Below are 17,368 nucleotides of genomic sequence, written 5' to 3'. Positions count from 1 at the left end.
CCGGGCCCGTTACTTCTGGTCCGGCTCGGTGACGAGGGCGACCTTCTTGAAGCCGCCTCCGGTCACGATCGCCATCACCTGGGCCACGCGGCCGTAATCCACCCGCTTGTCGCCGCGCACGAAGACGCGCTCCTCGAAGCCGGACTTGGAGGTCTCCACGAGCTTCGGCACGATGGTGTCGTCGGTGAGCTCGGCCTCGCCGAGGAAGACCTGGCCGGTCTGGCGGATAGACAGGGTCACCGGCGTCGAATCGGAGTTGAGCGGGCTCGCCTTGGATTGCGGCAGGTCGAGGGGCACGCCCACCGTCATCATCGGCGCGGCCACCATGAACACGATCAGCAGCACGAGCACGACGTCGATGAACGGCGTCATGTTGATCTCGTTGATGGCACCGCCGCGCCGCGCGCGACGCCGCCTGCTGCCACCCTGCGCCGCTCCGTGGGCCATGCCCATGATCGTGCCTCGATGCTTCTAAGAATGCGGGATCAGGCGGCGAGCGACAGGCGCTCGTCGATCTGACGCGAGAGGATGGCGGAGAACTCGTCGGCGAAGCCCTCGAGCCGCGACTGGGCCTTCGACACGTTCGACTGCAGCTTGTTGTAGGCGAGCACCGCGGGAATCGCCGCGAACAGACCGATGGCGGTGGCGAACAGGGCCTCGGCGATGCCGGGTGCGACCACGGCCAGGGACGTGTTCTTCGACGCCGCGATGGCGGTGAAGGATGTCATGATGCCCCAGACCGTGCCGAACAGGCCGACATAGGGGCCGGCCGAACCGATGGAGGCGAGGAACAGCAGGCGCGACTCGAGGCGCTCGACCTCGCGCTGGATCGTCACGTCGAGCACCTTGTCGATGCGCTGGGACAGGCTCTGGATCTGCCGGCCGGAGCCCTCGAACGAGCGCTTCCATTCGCGCATGGCGGCCACGAACAGGGCGCCGAGATTGGTGGCTGGCCGGTCGTTGAACGAGCGGTAGAGCTCCTCCAGGGAGCGGCCGGACCAGAACGCCTCCTCGAACGCATCCATCTCGGTCTTGGTGCGGCGGAACAGCAGGGTCTTGTCGACGATGATGGCCCAGCACCAGACGGAGCAGCCGAGCAGGCCCACCATCACCAGCTTCACCACGAAATGAGCGTGCCAGAACAGGTTGAACAAGCTCATGTCCGGCGGCGGCAGCGCCTGCATGGCATCGGCGGGATTCATGCGTTCGTCCTCGTCCCGGGTCGACCGGGAGGTCGACTCCCGCGCTCCACCTGACCCGGGCGGTATGTTCCCCAGATCGCTGGTGAATCTGTCGAAAGTATGAGGTGCATCGCAAAATGCACGCCGCACCTTCCTCGGCCGTCAAGGTTAATGAACCATGAGGAAGTGCCGGATTCTCTCTCGCCGGACGTCTCGCTGTCCTGGGCACATCGCTTTGCCGACCGAAAGCCGGGCCGGCCCTGCCGGAGCCTAAAGCGACGGAGTCGCGAAACGCTGCGCCATGGCCCGGCGGAGGCTGTCCGGAAGTCGCACGGCGCGGCCATCCCGCACCGCCGCCACGGTGACCTCGGCCTTCAGCAGGACCTCGTCGCCGCGCCGCACTTCCTGGATCATCGGCATCGAAGCGCCGCGCAGTTCGACGACGGTGGTCATGATGGCGAGCATGTCGTCCATCCGCGCCGGCTTCAGAAAGTCGAGCACCATGCGCCGAACGACGAAGATCAGTCCGGCATCGCGCGCGAGGTCGACCTGCTCCATGGCGAGAGCGCGAAGCAGCTCGGTGCGGCCGCGCTCCATGTAGCGCAAGTAATTGGCGTGATAGACGAAACCTGAGAAATCGGTGTCTTCGTAATAGACGCGGATATCGATGCGATGAGAGGTCATGCGATGGCTTCCGAGGATAGGTCGACCACGACGATCTCGGGGGGAACGCCGAAGCGAACCGGCGCGATGCTGTTGCCGAGGCCGCCGGAGACGACGAGATCCGCCTGCTCGCGGACATGGCCGTAGGCGTAACGGTTGGCGTAACGCGACGGAACCACGGGAGAGTAACCGAACAGCCGCACCTGGCCGCCATGGGTATGGCCGGACAGGATCAGCGCCACATGGGCCGGAACCTGCGGAAAGATGTCCGGCTCGTGCGCCAGCAGGACCGTCGGCGCACCCTGAGGTACGGCAGCGAGCGTCTTGTCGAGATCGTCGACCCCGATGCGGGCATGGCCGTGGCGCTTGGCGCCCGGCAGCAGGGCGAGTTGGTCGCCGAGTCCCGCGAGCCAGAACCCGCGCCCGTCCTTTTCCAACCGGATCGCCTCGTTGTCGAGGACACGGATGCCGGCCCGCGTCAGGGCCTGTCCAGCGATGGTTGGGCCGGCCCCTCGTGCCTGCGCTGAACGGTCCTCCCACCAATCGTGATTGCCGAGGATGGCGAAGGTGCCCAGCGGCGCCTTGAGGCGGCCGAGTTCGGGTGCCCATTCGGCTGCCTCGACATAGCGTGTGACGAAGTTCTGCCCGGTGACGTAGTCGCCGAGGAGCACCGTCAGGTCGCCGCCGAGCGCATTGGCGGTCTCGACGATGCCGGCGATGCGGGCGGCACTCATCCACGGCTCGCAGGCATGGATGTCGGCCAGCGCCACGATGCGGAGCTTCAGCCCGGCGGGCCAGTGGCCCTTCGGCGTGATGGCGTAGCGCGTCACCGACAGGCGCATGGGCTCGATGCCGACGCCGTAGGCGGCCGTCGCACCTCCCGCGAGGGCCATGCCGCCGATGCCGGCGAGAACCGTCCGGCGCGTGATCCTCACCGCTCGTGTCCTGGAGGGCAGAGCCTCCTCGCCGATCCGATCGTCACCCGGGTTCATGCCATGGGCTCCTTGGACAGGTCGACCACCACGATCTCGGGGGGAACCCCGAAGCGCACCGGCAGGCCGCTCATGCCTAGGCCACCGGAAACCACGAGGTCGGTCTGCTCGCGCACATGGCCATAGGCGTAGCGCCGCCCATACCGGGAGGGGACGACGGGGGCGTAGCCAAGGAGCCGGACCTGTCCGCCATGGGTATGGCCCGAAAGGGTCAGCGCCACATGGACGGGCACCTGCGGGAAGATGTCCGGCTCATGGGCGAGAAGGATGGAGGGCGCGCCGTCGGGGATCGCCGCGAGGGTGGCCGGCAGGTCGTCGCTTCCCTTCCGGGGGAGACCGTAGCGCCACCATGTGCCCTGGAAGCTCAACTGATCGCCGAGCCCGGCGAGCCAGACCTCGTGTCCCCTCACCCGCAGGGGCAGGGCCTCGTTCTCGAGGAGGCGGATGCCGGCGCGGGTCAGGGCCTCCCCGGCGAAGGTCGGGCCGTGCCCGCGCTCGCAGGCGGCGCGATCGGCCCACCAATCGTGATTGCCGAGGATGGCGTAGGTGCCGAGCGGCGCCTTTAACGCCCCGAGGACGGGTGCCCAATCGGCGGAGTCCACGATGCCGGTGAACCGATGCATGCCCCTCACATAATCGCCGAGCAGCACGATCACGTCGGCGCCAAGGCCATTGGCCGCCTCGACGATCCGCCGGATGTGCTGAGGCGTCATGAAGGGATCGCAGGCATGGACGTCGGAGACGGCAACGATCCGCAGGGTCAGTCCCGCTGGCCACGGCGCCATCGGGGTGATCCGGTAGCGCGTGATGGCGAGACGCATCGGCTCGATACCGATTCCGTAGGCAGCCGTACCGCTGCCCGCGAGCGCCACGGCGCCGAGGCCGAGCACGACGGTGCGGCGGGTGATCCGGACCGGGGAGGATGCGGAGCTCATAGGACGGATGTCGACTTGCGCACCACCCATCCTGTTTCGGCAAGGGCTATTGCGTAGGATCTGATTTTCCGACCGACATCAGCACCCGGCTCTCCCTGCATGCGGGAAGAGGGGATGCGTACACGCCGGCTCGCCTCCGCGGGGAGAAAACCTCCGCCGCCGCCGAGCGACTCAGCCATCGGGATCCTCCGACCCGAACAGCCCGAACTGCGAGGCCGGATCGCGCCGGGGCACGGCAAAACCCATATGCTTGTAGGCGTGTGGGGTCAGCATGCGCCCGCGCGGGGTGCGCTGGACGAATCCCTTCTGGATCAGGAACGGCTCGATGATGTCCTCGATGGCGTCGCGCGGCTCGGAGAGCGCCGCCGCGATGGTCTCGATCCCCACCGGGCCGCCACCGAAGGAAGTGGCGATCATGGTCAGGTATTTGCGGTCCATCACGTCGAGGCCGGCCGGGTCCACGTCGAGAAGCTGGAGCGCGCGGTCGGCGATGGCGCGGGTCACGGTGGGGGCATCCGCCACGATGGCGAAGTCGCGCACCCGGCGCAGGAGGCGCCCGGCGATGCGGGGCGTTCCCCGTGCCCGTTTGGCGATCTCGTTTGCGCCCTCCGCCGACATGCCGATGCCGAGCACCCGCGCGCCACGGGAGACGATGAGTTCGAGCTCGTCGACATCGTAGAATTCGAGGCGGATCGGGATGCCGAATCGATCTCTCAGGGGGGTGGTGAGCAGGCCGGCGCGGGTGGTGGCGCCCACCAGCGTGAATTTCGGCAGCTCGATTTTCACCGAGCGCGCCGCCGGCCCCTCGCCGATGATGAGGTCGAGTTGGTAATCCTCCATCGCCGGATAGAGGATTTCCTCCACCGCCGGGTTGAGGCGGTGGATCTCGTCGATGAAGAGCACGTCGCGCTCTTCCAAGTTGGTGAGTTGCGCCGCGAGGTCGCCGGCCTTGGCGATGACCGGGCCGGAGGTGGAGCGGAAGTTCACCCCGAGTTCGCGGGCCACGATCTGCGCCAGGGTGGTCTTGCCGAGGCCAGGAGGCCCCACGAACAGCACGTGGTCGAGGGCCGAGCCGGTCTTTTTCGCGGATTCGATGAAAATCTGCATGTTTGCCCGCGCCGCGCGCTGCCCGATGAATTCGGGAAGGCTGAGCGGGCGGATCGACTGCTCCACATCGTCCGGCCGCCGCTCCGGCGTCAGGAGCGATTCTGGTAGCGGATGAAGGGTCGGAGATTTCGGCGATCTGGGGAGCTTGCTCACACGGGCTCTCGGTCGGGGCCCGGCACAGGGCCTGCTCCTGTGGGTGGGCGTTTCGCCCGATGTCGCACAACGCCGCCGCGCGCGCTACTTCGCCGGCCGGCAACCGGTGCCCGCCCCCACGAAGGTGGATGCGTGGCCCGAGGGTCCCACGGTGACCCTACTCACCTGACTGCATGACGGATCGGGATCATCTCGCCCTCTCCCCGCAAGTACGGAGCAGAGTGGCCTTGGCCCAGCCCGACCTCGCTCCACGCATCAACGACTAGCAACACCCATGACGGACCCGAACCTTTGGAACGATTATCTTATGTAAACTCAATGCTTGATCCAGGTTAACACCGATTGTTGTTATGTCTGATGCCTGACACAGCGACAGATTTCTGGAACTCTACGTTTCAAAAAGATTTATCAAGCTAGAACAGTGGCGATGGCGACAAGGCAACATGGTCTTGTCCGCAACAACCATGGCAGTTCTGGAGATCGTAGCCGCAGCGGCAATATCTCCGACACATCCGCTCGCGACGTGATGCCAGGAGACCGTCAGCGCTCCGGCCAGGGTCGTGGCTAACGGATTCACCTCTGGCTCAAGGCCGGCCGAACGATTTTACGGTCGCATATATGACTAAATTCCTATTTCTACGACCATTCGTCGGTCAGTTCGCCGATGACTGCTCTATCTCGCTCGAAAGGACCAATCGGCATGTTCTATCTCGACAAGCGCCTGCAATATCCCGTTCGCGTGGAGACTCCCGATCCGGTCTATGCCCGCATGCTGCAGCAGGCCATTGGCGGCATAGAAGGTGAGATCCGCGTTTGTATGCAGTACTTCTTCCAAGGCTGGGGCGCGCGCGGCCCGACGACGAAGTATCGCGACATGCTCCTCAACACCGCGACGGAAGAGATGGGGCATATCGAGATGCTCGCCACCGCCGTCGCCCTCAACTTGGAGACCGCCCCGACCAAGTTACAGGAAGCGGGGGTGAAGGATGCGGTCGTCGGCGCCGTGATGAATGGCGAGAACCCACGACACGTAGTGGAGGGCATGCTCCACCGCCACATTCTCTCCACCGGCATGGCTGCCTTCCCGGCCAATTGCGATGGCGTTCCCTTCGACATGTCCCACATCTACGCTAGCGGAAACCTTGCAGCGGACATGTATTGCAACGTCGCTGCCGAGACGACCGGACGAACCCTCGCCGTGCGCCTCATGACCGCGACCAACGATCCGGGCATGCGTGACATGTGGAGCTTCCTCATCGCGCGCGACACGATGCACCAGCAGCAATGGCTCGCCGTCATTGAGGATATGGGTGGCATGGAAGCGAACCTGCCGATCCCCAACAGCTTCCCGCAGAGCGAGGAAAGTCAGAAGCACAGCTACAGCTTCTTCGTCTCCACAGCAGACGATTCACCTCTCCCCGAAGGACGCTGGACCAGCGGGCCGTCGCTCGACGGCAAGGGGACGTTCAACGTCGTCAAGAATGCCCCCATGGGTGAGGAGCCGGTCCTCGGCCCGGCACGCCCGGATAGCGGCGCCCAGACACAGCAGATGTCCTGAAACACGGGAAAGGCCCGCCCCTCTCACGGCAGGCCTTTCTTTCATCGTTCACGAAGCCCCCGGGAATGCCGCCCGCATTCCCGGACGTTGGCGTGGCGCTAGTCCTTCTCGGGAGCGATCGCTTCCAGGCCGCCGATATGCTTCTGGGCGTAGAGCGCCAGGCCGATCTGAGCGATCAGGGTCTGCTGGGTCTCGAGGAAATCGATATGGCCCTCCTCGTCGGCGGCCAGCTCCTCGAACAGGATCTTCGACACGCGGTCGTTGATCGAATCGCAATACTGCGCGGCTTCGAGATAGAGCGCGCGGGCCTCGGTCTCGGCCGCGAGATCGGAGGCAATGATCTCTTCGATATTCTGACCGATCCGCAGCGGATCGAGCTCCTGCAGGTTCGGAAACCCGTCGAGAAACAGGATCCGGTCGATGAACCGGTCGGCATGGTTCATCTCTTCGATGGATTCCTTACGCCAGAACTTGGCGAGGTCAATGTAGCCCCAGTCGTTCAGCATGCGGAAGTGGAGCCAGTACTGGCTCACGGCCGTCAGTTCGCTGCGCAGACCTCTGTTGAGGTACTCGACGACCTTCGCATCACCCTTCATAAAACTCACTCCCGTCCGGCTATTTCAAGCTCGAAGGGGAGCGTGGGGCCTCGCACAGGCCCTCAGGCGGCGATCCCCTCCCCCGCAGTTTGGAATTGAACCAAACTACAGCTGCTTGCGCAACCCGTTCCGCACGCATGGCCGGCCTCCGCCACCGCGTCTTGCAGAGCACCCTGCAGAGCCGCCTGCATGATCGAACGAATGGTCCGGGCGCAGCGGCCGCATTTCGGGCTGCAGCCGAGGCAGGCCTGGACCTGCGCCGGGGTTCTCGGGCAATCGGGCCCGTCCTTCAGGCAAGCGCGAACGGCACCGTCGGACAACACGTTACAGGAACAGACGATCATGGGAGCTCGCTGAACGAAACAGGAAGCGTCGATCGCGGACGAGACAATTGCGTCATCGGCAAATTCCCCTCCCCGATCATTGGCTTGCGCGCCTCTTTAGAACTTTTAAAATCTACTGCTATCTCAACAACTTAACCGCCATGGGACGAATGCGCAAGGCGCGCGGACGCGTCCTGTGGCCAGAAGGCTCGATCATGGCGAGGCGGGCTCAGAAGACGTGGAACGCGATACCGGCGAGGAAGCTCTTCTCTTCCGTGCCCTTCAGGGTCGCCGTTTCAAGGTTCCCGAACTTGTTCAGCCAGTACTGGAAACCGATGAACACATCGACGCGGTCGGGCCGGTCGTAGACGAGCTTGCCGAGGTCGAGCACGAGATTGGTGCGGAAGACGAATTCGAGCCCCGTCTCCCGGTTGAAGGCGAAGATGACCGGATTGCGGACACCGCGCCCCTTGGGCAGGACGATGTTGTTGATTCCCGTGACGCTGAGCGGCAGACCGGTGAAGGCCAGGGGAAAGTTGTAGGCGATCTCGATCTCGGGGACGGTGTCGTAGCTGATGTCCCGGTTCGAATAGGGATTGAAGCCGTTTCGGTTCCACTCCTTGTAGGCGTGGACCGAGGCGCTGAGGAAACCAGCCGGCACGTCGAAGGCGAAGTTCAGGCCGCCGACGACGTTGCGCTTGCGCGGGCCGAAGGCGGTGTCCTTCGTGTTGGCGTCGAACCCGTAGGAGAGGGAGACGTCCTTGACGAGGCCGGGCACTATGAACGCCTTGGTCCCGGTGAGGGCATTGAGGCTGAGGGTGCCGCGGTAGAGGCCGTAGACCTCCGTCGCGCCATCATCGCGCAGGAAGAGCCCGCCCGGGGCGTTGGTCGTGCCAGCGCGTTCCTGCGAGCCGGATTTCAGGATGTCGAGGGAGAGGAGATTGGTGCCGTAGGCCCAGGCATTGGCATGCGAGAGGGTGAAGATCTGCTTGGGGATGCCCCGCGAGCGGAACGACCCGTCCGCGTTCCGGACCCGCACGCCCGGCTCTGCGGCGGGAAACTGATAGTGGTAGCCCACCTGGGTGTCGGTGAAGAGGAAGAACGGCGAGGGCGCATCCGGAACGGGCGGCGGCGCGCTCGCCGGATCGGCCGCCAGCGCCGGTGCGAGCGCCGCGCCGGAGACCAAAGCGGTCGCCAGGGATGTCCAAAAGCCCGTCATATTCAATCCCGGAGAGCGGTCCGCCCAGTCGGGGCTCAGGTCGATAGCGGATTTGACAGGTCGCCGGAAGGACGAAAGCCGATCCGCCCAGTCAAAGCAGGGGGGGCCATAACGTAGACCATTGATACAGGCGCCGGGCCGGATGGGATTCGCCCGTGGCAGCGCCCGGACTCAGCGGGCGAGTTCGCGGAGCCCGAGGCGGATCAGCGTCTTGGCCTCCGCCCCCTCCCCGGCGCCCTTCATCGCGGCGGCGATGGCGGCGGAGGCCTGGACCGGGGCGTAGCCGAGATTGACCAGGGCTGAGATCGCATCGGCGGCGGGTTGCGGCGCGGTGCGGTCCTCCACCGCGCCGGACAGGGCGAGCACGGCGGGGTCGATGGGCGCGAAGGCCGGCGCCTTGTCCTTCAGTTCTGCGGTGAGGCGGGCGGCCAGGCGCGGGCCGACACCCGGCGCGCGGGCAATGGAGGTCTTGTCCCCCATGGCGATGGCGGTGGCGAGGGCCTCCGGCTCCAGCACCGAGAGCAGGCCGAGGGCCACCTTCGAGCCCACCCCCTGTACGGTCTGGAGCAGGCGGAACCACTCGCGCTCCGCATCCGAGCGGAAGCCGTAGAGCCGGATCATGTCCTCGCGGACATGGGTCTCGATGGCCAGCGAGGCCGCCTCGCCCGCTTCCGGCATCCGCTGCAGGGTGCGGGCGGAGCAATGCACCACGTAGCCAACGCCCTGTACGTCGAGGATCACGAAATCCTCGCCGTAGGAATCCACCACGCCCTTCAACTTGCCGATCATGCGTCATCCCGTCATCACGGACGGGTCTTTACCAGGGACAGGCCCGCCTGTCCGACACGCCACCGAGAGAAAGTGACCGCCCGATGCGCACACCCCTCGCCGCCCTCCTCATGGTGATGGCCACCGCCCACGCCCATGCTCAGACACCGGCCCAGAACCCGGCCCAGGATGCCGCCCCCACCACCGACCCCACCCAGGTCCGGGCCGGCAGCTACGTGCTCGACGCGGCCCACGGCAAGATCACCTGGTCGGTGAGCCACCTCGGCTACTCGACCTATTACGGCCAGATCACCGACGTGTCGGGACAAGCCGACCTCGACCCCAAGGATCCGGGCAAGAACCGGCTCACCGTGACCATCGGCATGGGAAGCATCAACGCCCTGAACGAAACGCTCAACCGCCATCTCCAGGGGCCGGACTTCTTCGACACCCAGAAGTTTCCCACCGCCACCTTCACCGCCACCCTGGTGGAGCCCACGAGCCCGACCACGGCCCGCGTCGCCGGCAGCCTCACCCTGAAGGGCGTGACGAAGCCCGTGGCCTTCGACGCCACCTTCAACCGGGCCGGCCTCAATCCCATCGACAAGCGCTACACCGTGGGCTTCGATGGCTGGGCCGTGATCAAGCGCTCGGATTTCGGCGTCAACGCCTTCCTGCCCGCGATCGGCGACGACGTGTCCCTGCGGCTCGAGGGCGAATTCAAGGCGCAGTGAGCGGTCGCCTCCCCCCGAGCGGGGGAGGCGTTTCAGGTGGTGCGGCCCCCGCCTCTTCCCGCGAGATGGGAGAGGAGAATGCTCACCCCTTCGCCAGGGCCGCCGCGATCCGCGCGGCGGCAAGCCCGCTCACCCCGGCGACGGGGGCGTGGAGCTTCTTCAGGGCATGCGCCCCGCGATGGTTGGCATGGGTGACGGCGATGGCCAGGGCATCCGCCGCGTCCGCGGTCTTGAACTCGGCCTTGGGCATCAGGAACTTCACCATCGCCTGGATCTGCACCTTCTCGGCGTGGCCGGAGCCGCAGACGGTCTTCTTGACCAGGTTGGCGGCGTATTCGGAAACCGGCAACCCGGCCAGGGCCGGCACCAGCAGGGCGATGGCGCGGGCATGCCCGAGCTTCAGGGTGGCCTGCGCATCCTTGTTGACGAAGGTCTCCTCCACGGCGACCTCGTCGGGCGAAAACCCCGACACCACGCGGGTGATGCCCTCGTGCAATTCCCGCAGGCGCAGGGCGAGCGGCAGATCGCCGTCCGAGGTCACCACGCCGCAATCGACGTAAGTCAGCTTCGCCCCGACGACGGAGATCAGACCCCAGCCGGTACGGCGCAGGCCGGGATCGATGCCAAGGATGCGGATGGGGGTCATGGGGGCCTGTATCGCGGTGACTGCCTATGGCGCGCCATCATAGGCCAGACGGCCGGCCGCGGATGCCCCCTCCCTCGCCGACCGCGGCCTTCCGGCCGCCGACATGCTCCACGGCAACACCGGCTTCCAAGCCCGACCTTCGGCATATGTCGCGGCGGTACCCAGCGTCAGGCCCTGACCACTGAGGAGGTTTTTGCCGCAGAACCGGGGGCCGCTTCTGCGAAACCTGCTCAGGATCTGAAAAGGTCCTCCAGCGCTCTCAGCACCGTCGCGACCTCGACCGGCTTCTCCAGGCGGCGAATGTGAGCGTAGGCGTCCGGGACGTCGGCCTGGTCGTATCCCGTGGTAAACACGAACGGCACGGCGCGTGCGATCAAGGCGTCCGCGAGCGGGTAGACGTTATCGCCGCCGAGATTCACATCCAGGCATGCGGCGTCCGGCGCGGCGCCTCGTTCCAGCATGCGCAATCCGCCCTCCACGGAGGCGACCGGACCGAGCATCTCGGCTCCTACCTCCCGCAGCGCGCTGCTCAGCTCGTCCGCGAGAAAATACTCGTCCTCCGCGACGAGGATGCGTCGTGCTTGGAGCGTGTCCTCAGGCATCGGCCATCTTCCCGGACATCATGCGTCCCGATACGGGCAGCGCAATGGTGCAGTGAACCCCATCGGATTCCATCACGTAGGTTGTCCTGGCACCGAGCTGGTAGGGCAAGGCCCGCTCGATCAGCTCGCGGCCCGCCCCATTCCGTTGCGAGCCCGTCTGCAACGGCATGACGACGCCACGCTCGCGCCAGTCCACGTGCAGCCAGGGCCCCTGCTCCGGTTCGGCATGCTCCAAGTGCCAGTTGATCTCGAGGCGCGCTTGCGGTTGCGCGAGGGCGCCGTACTTGACCGCGTTGGTCGCGAGTTCGTGCACGGCCAGCGCGAAAGTCTGCAACGTCGATGAGCGCAGAGCCACGCCGGACGGCCCCTTCAGAACGATCCTCGCGCCCTCCCCGTCGATGGCGGCGACCTCGCTGCGGATCAACTCGTCGAAGGTGATGCGCGCGCCCTCGGCGAGGCGGGAGAGAAGGCCCTGTACCCGGGACAGGGCGGCCAGACGCACGATGTAGCGTGCCTTGAAGTCCGCCAGATCCACGCTGTTCCGCAAGGTCTTTTCAGCCGTGGCGCGCACGATACTCATGAGGTTGCGGGTGCGATGCTGCAGTTCGGCGACGAGCACGCTCATATGCTCGGCCCTCTCCTTCTCCTCGGTGATGTCCCTCCCGACGCCGCCGATCCAACGCACCGTTCCGGACGCGTCACGCATCGGAAAGGCGGTATCGCGCAGCCAGCGGATCTCATCGTTGGTCGGCCGCCGGATGCGGTACTCGAAGCTGACCCGCTCTCCCATCGTGACACGCTGAAGATTGGCGACCGCACCTTCGCGGTCCTCCGGCACGATGAGATCGGCCCAACCCACCATGTTGTCGCCGGAGAGGGCCGCCGTTCGGTCCAGGCCGTAGATCGTTTCGAAGGCGGGAGTGAGATACATCCATTGGAACGTCGCGGCATCGCGCATCCAGAGCACGTCGGAAGAGGCCTCGCCGAACTGGCTGAGGCGCGCCTCGCTCTCGCGCAGGGCCGCTTCAGTACGCTTGCGTTCGGTGATGTCTGAGAACAGAAGCGCCACGGTGCGCGCATTCGGATCGCCGATGCGATAGGCATAGACCGACCACCACCGCCCGAGCAGCTCGGACCCGGCCTCGAACCGCGTGGGTTCTCCCGTCAGGGCGACCCGACCGTAGGCATCGAACCAGAACTGGTCCAGGCCGGGCGTGATGTCACGCATCCACCGGCCAGCCGCATCCGTGATGCCGGTCTGCGCCTCGAAGGCGGGGCTGACTTCCTCGAACCGATAGTCGGTCGGGGTGCCCTCGCCGTCGAACGCTACCCTGATGGTGCAAAAACCCTGGTCAAGGGCATTATAGAGACCGAGATAACGCTCCTCGCTCTCGCGTAACGCCGCCTCCGCGGTTTTCCGTGCCGTCACGTCGCTGGCGGCCCCGAACCACTCGACGATCTCGCCGTTGCCGGCCAGGATCGGAACGGCGCGCGAGTGCGTCCAGCCGACGCTGCCGTCGGTCCGTCGGACACGATGCTCCAGTTCGAAGACCTGCTTGCCACGGATCGCTCCGTCGATGGCAGCGTCGATGGTGGGGCGATCCTCCGGCAGGATGGTGCCGTTCACCCAGCCCTGGCCCAGGCTTCCCTCGTCCGCGAGGAACCCCGGTCCGTCGAGCCGACGCATCTCCGACCAGTCCGGGGTCATTCGATAGATCACGTCCGAACTCGCCGTAACGAAGGCACGGAATCGCTCTTCGCTCTCCTGAAGCGCCACCTCGGCACGGGCACGCTCGATCGCCGACCGCACACGCTCGCCGACGCTGCGGATGAGGAACCGCTCGGCGTCGGTCCATGAACGAGGGATCGCGTGTTGGGCGCGGAGAATGCTCGTCCGCTGACCGTCCCCGAGCAGAACGACATCTGCGAAGGAAGCGATGCTTCGTGACTGGAGTTCGGCTTTCGCGGCAGCGCCGAGACGTGCGTCCGTCTCGACGTCACACACCGCCACGACTTCGCCGATACGGTAGGCCGCGAGAAACTCGGGGTCGAAAGCGTCCAAGGAATACTCGCCGACGATGGAGGAGACACCGCGGCCATGCTCGCGCTCAATCGTCAAGCGGCCCTCGCTGATCTCACCGTAGCAAGCGCGGCTGATATCGAGGTGATCGCCGAGTTGCCGGGCCGCAGCCTCTGCGATCTCGGCCGATGCCTTGAGCGGTCGGAGAATGTCGCTCAAGCGGAGCAGGAACGCATGGTGCTCCTCGCTTTCCCGCAACGCCTTCGTGCGGTCGGTGACGCGCCGCTCCAGATCTTCCCTCGCAGCCTGCGCCTCATCGAGGGCCCCGGTCATGACGTAGGCGGCGGAGGCAAAGCGCGTCAGGCGCGTGAGCAGCCTGAGATCCTCACCATCGAAAGCACGCTCCCCGTCATGGGCACTGACCCACAGGGTACCGACAGGCTCGTCGCGGGCAGGGAAAGGGATCAGTAGAACCTCGTGGATGAAAGGTTCGGCGGCGGCGGGGACGTGGGTGTGCGGACGCGAGAACAGCAGGGGGGTGTTACGGGTCACCACGATGCCGCATGGATTCGCTTCGTATGGCATGATGCCGCCGAGACGCGCCGCCCATAGCCCGGCGACAGCATCCCATCGGAAAGCGCTCACTCCGTTGTGGGATCTCAGGATGCTGATGCCGGCCGATCCGGCGATCCCCCTCTCGACGATCAGGTCGACGAGGCGCTGCAGGATGCTGCCGGGACTGACGGTCAGTTCCAGCGCCAGTTCGGAGAGGACATGGGCTTCCGCCTCGAAGTCGGGAGGGCGGGTGGGACGTCCTGCCAACGCTTCGGTGATCGGGACCTCGTTCAAGTCCAGAAGAACGTCGGGCAAAACCGCCGGTGTCTTCTCTTTACGGTGCTCGACGGTCATTCGCGCCTGACGCTATTGGATGACGCGACGCATGCAACGTCGGCCCGCATCACCGGACTTCATTTACGACCCGGGCGGAGACACGAGCGCAGTATCGTCGCATGGATCGGGGGATGGATGCGGATGTCGTCGTTCCATACCCGTCCGATCGAAGACGAACCAAACCACGTTCGCCTGCCGCCGGACGTCCCGTTCCGGTCCGCGATTTCCCCGCAGCGGTCGGGCGACACGCCACCATGACAGTCCTTCCGGCCGATCCCAGACCTCTGCCCGGTCCGACGATCACGGTCGGGCCGGCCTGACGAGGAGAGGCGGCGAGGCGATGCCTCACGTCGGTGCCGTCGCGCGCGGAGACGAAGGCGTGTGCATCCCCTCGCCCCGCACGCGGGGAGGGTGAATTCCCTCCTCGGTTCGAGGGCGAGGCCATGGACGATCGCTCTTCCCCGACCCAATTCGGATCGATCCGTCTCGGGCAATCCTCAGATCGAGAGGAAGGGTAACGGTGGCCCTTCAGCCTTCGAGCTTGGCCACCAGCGCGTCGGAGAGGGCGAAGTTGACGTAGACGTTCTGGACGTCGTCCTGGTCCTCGATGACCTCCACGAGGCGGATCAGCTTCTCGCCGGTCTCGTCGTCGACCTCGATGGTGTTCTGCGCCTTCCAGACCAAGGCCGTGCGGCGCGGTTCGCCGAACCGGGCCTCCAGCGCCTTCGAGACCTCGCCGTAGGAATCCTGGGCGCAGGTGATCTCGTGGCCGTCCTCGGAGGAGCGCACGTCGTCGGCACCGGCCTCGATGGCGGCTTCCAGCATGGTGTCGGCATCCGCCACCGAGGCGTCGAACTCCACCACGCCGACATGGTCGAACATGAAGGAGACGGCCCCCGTCTCGGCGAGGCTGCCGCCGGACTTGGTGAAGGCCGAGCGTACGTCGGAGGCGGTGCGGTTGCGGTTGTCGGTCTGCGCCTCGACGATGAGGGCGGCGCCGCCCGGGCCGTAGCCCTCGTAGCGGATCTCGTCGTAGCTCTCCGCGTCGGCGCCCGAGGCCTTCTTGATGGCGCGCTCGATATTATCTTTGGGCACGTTCTCGGCCCGGGCCGCGATGATGGCGGCGCGCAGTCGCGCGTTCATCGCCGGGTCGGGCATGCCGAGCTTGGCCGCCACCGTGATCTCTCGGGCGAGCTTGCCGAAGATCTTGGAGCGGACCGCGTCGACGCGGCCCTTGCGGTGCATGATGTTCTTGAACTGGGAATGGCCGGCCATGGCGTGACCTTGGATCGATACGGAGGTGGAACGGAGGGGCACGCATGCGTCGCCGCAGCGGCATTTGGCCGGGTTATAGGCCGGGTCCGCCCAAGGAGGCAACGCGAGCGCGCCCGCCGCGTTGGCGGGACAGGGCTTTTCCGACCCCGGCGGATACGAACATGGCGACATCCCCCCGAGACGACGGGGCCGGGCGACCCTGGTGGCGCCTCGCCCTCACCGCCGGCCTCGGTCTTCTCGCCGGGGCGACGCTGTTCCCCCGGCCGGCGAAGGGGGTCAGCCCGCCCGCCCGTGCCAGGCCGCCAGCCCCACGAGGGTGACGACGCCTCCTGCCCATGGAATTCCCGAGAGGTGGGTATGGGGCGTCCCCGGCTCACCGAGATCCGACACCGCCGAGAAAGCGCCTTCCAGGCTGTGTCCGCCGGTGTAGCGGCTTCGCGTGGCCACCACGGGCAATCCCGCATCCAGCGCCGAGCGGATGCCGGCCACCGAATCCTCGAAGGCGATGGCCTCCCCCGGCGCCACGCCGAGGCGCGTCAGGGCCAGGACGAACACGTCCGGATGCGGTTTCTTGCGCTCAGCCTCGTCGCCGCAGGCAACCACGTCGAAGGGGCTACCCTCGGGAAAGTTGACGGCGAGGAGCGCGTCCACGTTGGGGCGGCTCGTGGTGCTCGCCACCGCGAGGAGCAGGCCTGCGCGCTTGGCTTCCCCCACGAGCCGCGCGATGCCGGGGCGCAGTTCGAGGGCTCCTTTCGTGACGAGGTCACCATAGATCCCGGTCTTGCGGTCGTGGATCTCGCTCATCTGGGCGCGGCGTTCGGCGTCCGGCTCGCCGTGCTCGGTGGCCACGTAATGGGCGAGCCGCTCCTTGCCGCCCATGACGGTGAGGAGGTCGGCATAGAGCTCCGGCGACCAGTGCCAGTCGAGCCCCAGTTCCGAGAAGGCGCGGTTGAAAGCCTGACGGTGCAGGTCCTCCGTCTCGGCCAGCGTCCCGTCGACGTCGAAGATCAGCGCCTTCAACATGCGACGGTGCCGCCGGCGCCCGCCCGGATCGCAGCGATGCGCTCGGCATATCCGGCCGGCCCGCCCTTGAACACGGCGCTGCCAGCCACGAACGCGTTGGCTCCGGCGGCTGCGGCGAGGCCGACATTCTCCGCGGTGATGCCGCCATCCACCTCGATGTCGATGGCACGGCCGGCGGTCATGGCCTTGATCCGGGCGATGGTCTCCAGGGTCGAGGGGATGAAGCTCTGGCCGCCGAAGCCGGGATTCACCGTCATCACCAGGACGAGATCGACCATGTCGATCAGGGGCTCGATAGCGCTCGCAGGGGTGCCCGGATTCAGCGCGATGCCGACGCGCTTGCCGAGGGTTCGGATGGTCTGAAGCGAGCGGTGGATATGCGGTCCGGCCTCCACATGGACCGAGATCGCATCCGCGCCCGCCTCGGCGAAGGCCGCGAGATACGGGTCGGCGGGGGCGATCATCAGGTGGACGTCGAACAGCTTGGCGCTGTGCGGCCGGAGCGCCTTCACCACGTCGGGGCCGAACGTGATGTTGGGCACGAAATGCCCGTCCATCACGTCGAGATGGATCCAGTCCGCCCCGGCCTCGGAGACCGCACGGACCTCCTCGCCGAGAGCCGCGAAATCCGCCGCGAGGATGGAGGGAGAGATGATGGGGCCGGCCGTGCGGGTCGTCATAC

At 66.4% G+C, this 17,368-nt stretch carries 18 protein-coding genes; 2 read left to right on the top strand and 16 right to left on the bottom strand.

The genetic code is table 11. From position 1 onward, the window contains the following. Positions 1-9 precede the first annotated feature (9 nt). The 6 genes from A3OM_RS0101590 to ruvB all read right to left on the bottom strand — a co-directional run bounded on the left by A3OM_RS0101590 (position 10) and on the right by ruvB (position 5,031). Complete coding sequence (locus tag A3OM_RS0101590; protein WP_026175616.1) at positions 10-453, bottom strand: biopolymer transporter ExbD; 444 nt, start codon at positions 451-453, stop codon at positions 10-12. Between the two features lie 32 nt (positions 454-485). Further along, the gene (gene tolQ, locus A3OM_RS0101585) at positions 486-1,202 is read right to left on the bottom strand and encodes a protein TolQ (protein ID WP_018041984.1); all 717 of its coding nucleotides are present in this window, start codon (positions 1,200-1,202) and stop codon (positions 486-488) included. A gap of 249 nt (positions 1,203-1,451) precedes the next feature. Beyond that, positions 1,452-1,865: a tol-pal system-associated acyl-CoA thioesterase gene (gene ybgC, locus A3OM_RS0101580; protein WP_018041983.1), complete on the bottom strand. Its 414-nt coding sequence runs from the start codon at positions 1,863-1,865 to the stop codon at positions 1,452-1,454. Further along, entirely contained in the window at positions 1,862-2,836 is a 975-nt protein-coding gene (locus A3OM_RS0101575; RefSeq protein WP_018041982.1) for a metallophosphoesterase, read from the bottom strand. The genes ybgC and A3OM_RS0101575 overlap by 4 nt, the downstream gene beginning before the upstream one ends. Next, positions 2,833-3,771 (bottom strand): metallophosphoesterase, encoded by a 939-nt coding sequence (locus A3OM_RS0101570; protein WP_018041981.1) that lies wholly within the window; start codon positions 3,769-3,771, stop codon positions 2,833-2,835. The genes A3OM_RS0101575 and A3OM_RS0101570 overlap by 4 nt, the downstream gene beginning before the upstream one ends. A gap of 171 nt (positions 3,772-3,942) precedes the next feature. Further along, on the bottom strand, positions 3,943-5,031 hold the full coding sequence (gene ruvB / locus A3OM_RS0101565; protein ID WP_018041980.1) for a Holliday junction branch migration DNA helicase RuvB: 1,089 nt from the start codon (positions 5,029-5,031) through the stop codon (positions 3,943-3,945). Between the two features lie 700 nt (positions 5,032-5,731). On the opposite strand from ruvB, the gene A3OM_RS0101560 reads away from it, so the two are divergent. Next, positions 5,732-6,589, top strand: a complete 858-nt coding sequence (locus A3OM_RS0101560; RefSeq protein ID WP_018041979.1) for a manganese catalase family protein — start codon at positions 5,732-5,734, stop codon at positions 6,587-6,589. A gap of 98 nt (positions 6,590-6,687) precedes the next feature. On the opposite strand, the gene bfr is transcribed toward A3OM_RS0101560, so the two are convergent. The 4 genes from bfr to ruvA all read right to left on the bottom strand — a co-directional run bounded on the left by bfr (position 6,688) and on the right by ruvA (position 9,516). Beyond that, positions 6,688-7,185: a bacterioferritin gene (bfr, locus tag A3OM_RS0101555; RefSeq protein ID WP_018041978.1), complete on the bottom strand. Its 498-nt coding sequence runs from the start codon at positions 7,183-7,185 to the stop codon at positions 6,688-6,690. 62 nt (positions 7,186-7,247) lie between these two features. Continuing rightward, entirely contained in the window at positions 7,248-7,529 is a 282-nt protein-coding gene (locus tag A3OM_RS26255; protein ID WP_081612604.1) for a (2Fe-2S)-binding protein, read from the bottom strand. A 208-nt stretch (positions 7,530-7,737) separates the two neighbouring features. Beyond that, positions 7,738-8,727 (bottom strand): hypothetical protein, encoded by a 990-nt coding sequence (locus A3OM_RS0101550; protein ID WP_026175613.1) that lies wholly within the window; start codon positions 8,725-8,727, stop codon positions 7,738-7,740. 171 nt (positions 8,728-8,898) lie between these two features. Beyond that, positions 8,899-9,516 (bottom strand): Holliday junction branch migration protein RuvA, encoded by a 618-nt coding sequence (gene ruvA, locus A3OM_RS0101545; protein ID WP_018041976.1) that lies wholly within the window; start codon positions 9,514-9,516, stop codon positions 8,899-8,901. 83 nt (positions 9,517-9,599) lie between these two features. Between ruvA and A3OM_RS0101540 the strand changes: the two genes are divergently transcribed. Further along, positions 9,600-10,229: a YceI family protein gene (locus A3OM_RS0101540; RefSeq protein ID WP_018041975.1), complete on the top strand. Its 630-nt coding sequence runs from the start codon at positions 9,600-9,602 to the stop codon at positions 10,227-10,229. A gap of 82 nt (positions 10,230-10,311) precedes the next feature. Here A3OM_RS0101540 and ruvC read toward each other — a convergent pair whose 3' ends face one another. From ruvC to rpe, 6 genes are all read right to left on the bottom strand, one after another. Further along, on the bottom strand, positions 10,312-10,875 hold the full coding sequence (gene ruvC, locus A3OM_RS0101535; RefSeq protein WP_018041974.1) for a crossover junction endodeoxyribonuclease RuvC: 564 nt from the start codon (positions 10,873-10,875) through the stop codon (positions 10,312-10,314). A 230-nt stretch (positions 10,876-11,105) separates the two neighbouring features. After that, entirely contained in the window at positions 11,106-11,477 is a 372-nt protein-coding gene (locus A3OM_RS0101530; RefSeq protein ID WP_018041973.1) for a response regulator, read from the bottom strand. Further along, a complete protein-coding gene (locus tag A3OM_RS24705) occupies positions 11,470-14,319 on the bottom strand; it encodes a PAS domain S-box protein (protein WP_198290807.1) in 2,850 nt (949 codons plus the stop codon). Before A3OM_RS24705 ends, A3OM_RS0101530 begins: the two co-directional genes overlap by 8 nt. Positions 14,320-14,916: 597 nt before the next feature. Next, entirely contained in the window at positions 14,917-15,663 is a 747-nt protein-coding gene (locus A3OM_RS0101520) for a YebC/PmpR family DNA-binding transcriptional regulator (protein WP_018041971.1), read from the bottom strand. Between the two features lie 276 nt (positions 15,664-15,939). Next, positions 15,940-16,686 (bottom strand): HAD-IA family hydrolase, encoded by a 747-nt coding sequence (locus A3OM_RS0101515; protein WP_018041970.1) that lies wholly within the window; start codon positions 16,684-16,686, stop codon positions 15,940-15,942. Next, positions 16,680-17,366, bottom strand: a complete 687-nt coding sequence (gene rpe, locus A3OM_RS0101510; protein WP_018041969.1) for a ribulose-phosphate 3-epimerase — start codon at positions 17,364-17,366, stop codon at positions 16,680-16,682. The genes A3OM_RS0101515 and rpe overlap by 7 nt, the downstream gene beginning before the upstream one ends. Between the last annotated feature and the right edge of the window lie 2 nt (positions 17,367-17,368).

Source organism: Methylobacterium sp. 88A (assembly GCF_000376345.1).
GTDB lineage: Bacteria > Pseudomonadota > Alphaproteobacteria > Rhizobiales > Beijerinckiaceae > Methylobacterium > Methylobacterium bullatum.
The sequence above is the reverse complement of the archived record's forward strand: the minus strand, read 5'-3'. Positions and strand labels throughout refer to the sequence as shown.

What these genes read in the sequence shown, in the direction of transcription:
- ruvC (WP_018041974.1), bottom strand. Translation starts at nt 10,875, where the DNA reads ATGACCCCCATCCGCATCCTTGGCATCGATCCCGGCCTGCGCCGTACC.
- bfr (WP_018041978.1), bottom strand. Translation starts at nt 7,185, where the DNA reads ATGAAGGGTGATGCGAAGGTCGTCGAGTACCTCAACAGAGGTCTGCGC.
- A3OM_RS0101540 (WP_018041975.1), top strand. Translation starts at nt 9,600, where the DNA reads ATGCGCACACCCCTCGCCGCCCTCCTCATGGTGATGGCCACCGCCCAC.
- A3OM_RS0101515 (WP_018041970.1), bottom strand. Translation starts at nt 16,686, where the DNA reads ATGTTGAAGGCGCTGATCTTCGACGTCGACGGGACGCTGGCCGAGACG.
- A3OM_RS0101520 (WP_018041971.1), bottom strand. Translation starts at nt 15,663, where the DNA reads ATGGCCGGCCATTCCCAGTTCAAGAACATCATGCACCGCAAGGGCCGC.
- A3OM_RS0101560 (WP_018041979.1), top strand. Translation starts at nt 5,732, where the DNA reads ATGTTCTATCTCGACAAGCGCCTGCAATATCCCGTTCGCGTGGAGACT.
- A3OM_RS0101575 (WP_018041982.1), bottom strand. Translation starts at nt 2,836, where the DNA reads ATGAACCCGGGTGACGATCGGATCGGCGAGGAGGCTCTGCCCTCCAGG.
- ruvA (WP_018041976.1), bottom strand. Translation starts at nt 9,516, where the DNA reads ATGATCGGCAAGTTGAAGGGCGTGGTGGATTCCTACGGCGAGGATTTC.
- rpe (WP_018041969.1), bottom strand. Translation starts at nt 17,366, where the DNA reads ATGACGACCCGCACGGCCGGCCCCATCATCTCTCCCTCCATCCTCGCG.
- A3OM_RS26255 (WP_081612604.1), bottom strand. Translation starts at nt 7,529, where the DNA reads ATGATCGTCTGTTCCTGTAACGTGTTGTCCGACGGTGCCGTTCGCGCT.
- A3OM_RS0101530 (WP_018041973.1), bottom strand. Translation starts at nt 11,477, where the DNA reads ATGCCTGAGGACACGCTCCAAGCACGACGCATCCTCGTCGCGGAGGAC.
- A3OM_RS0101590 (WP_026175616.1), bottom strand. Translation starts at nt 453, where the DNA reads ATGGGCATGGCCCACGGAGCGGCGCAGGGTGGCAGCAGGCGGCGTCGC.
- A3OM_RS0101570 (WP_018041981.1), bottom strand. Translation starts at nt 3,771, where the DNA reads ATGAGCTCCGCATCCTCCCCGGTCCGGATCACCCGCCGCACCGTCGTG.
- A3OM_RS0101550 (WP_026175613.1), bottom strand. Translation starts at nt 8,727, where the DNA reads ATGACGGGCTTTTGGACATCCCTGGCGACCGCTTTGGTCTCCGGCGCG.
- ybgC (WP_018041983.1), bottom strand. Translation starts at nt 1,865, where the DNA reads ATGACCTCTCATCGCATCGATATCCGCGTCTATTACGAAGACACCGAT.
- tolQ (WP_018041984.1), bottom strand. Translation starts at nt 1,202, where the DNA reads ATGAATCCCGCCGATGCCATGCAGGCGCTGCCGCCGCCGGACATGAGC.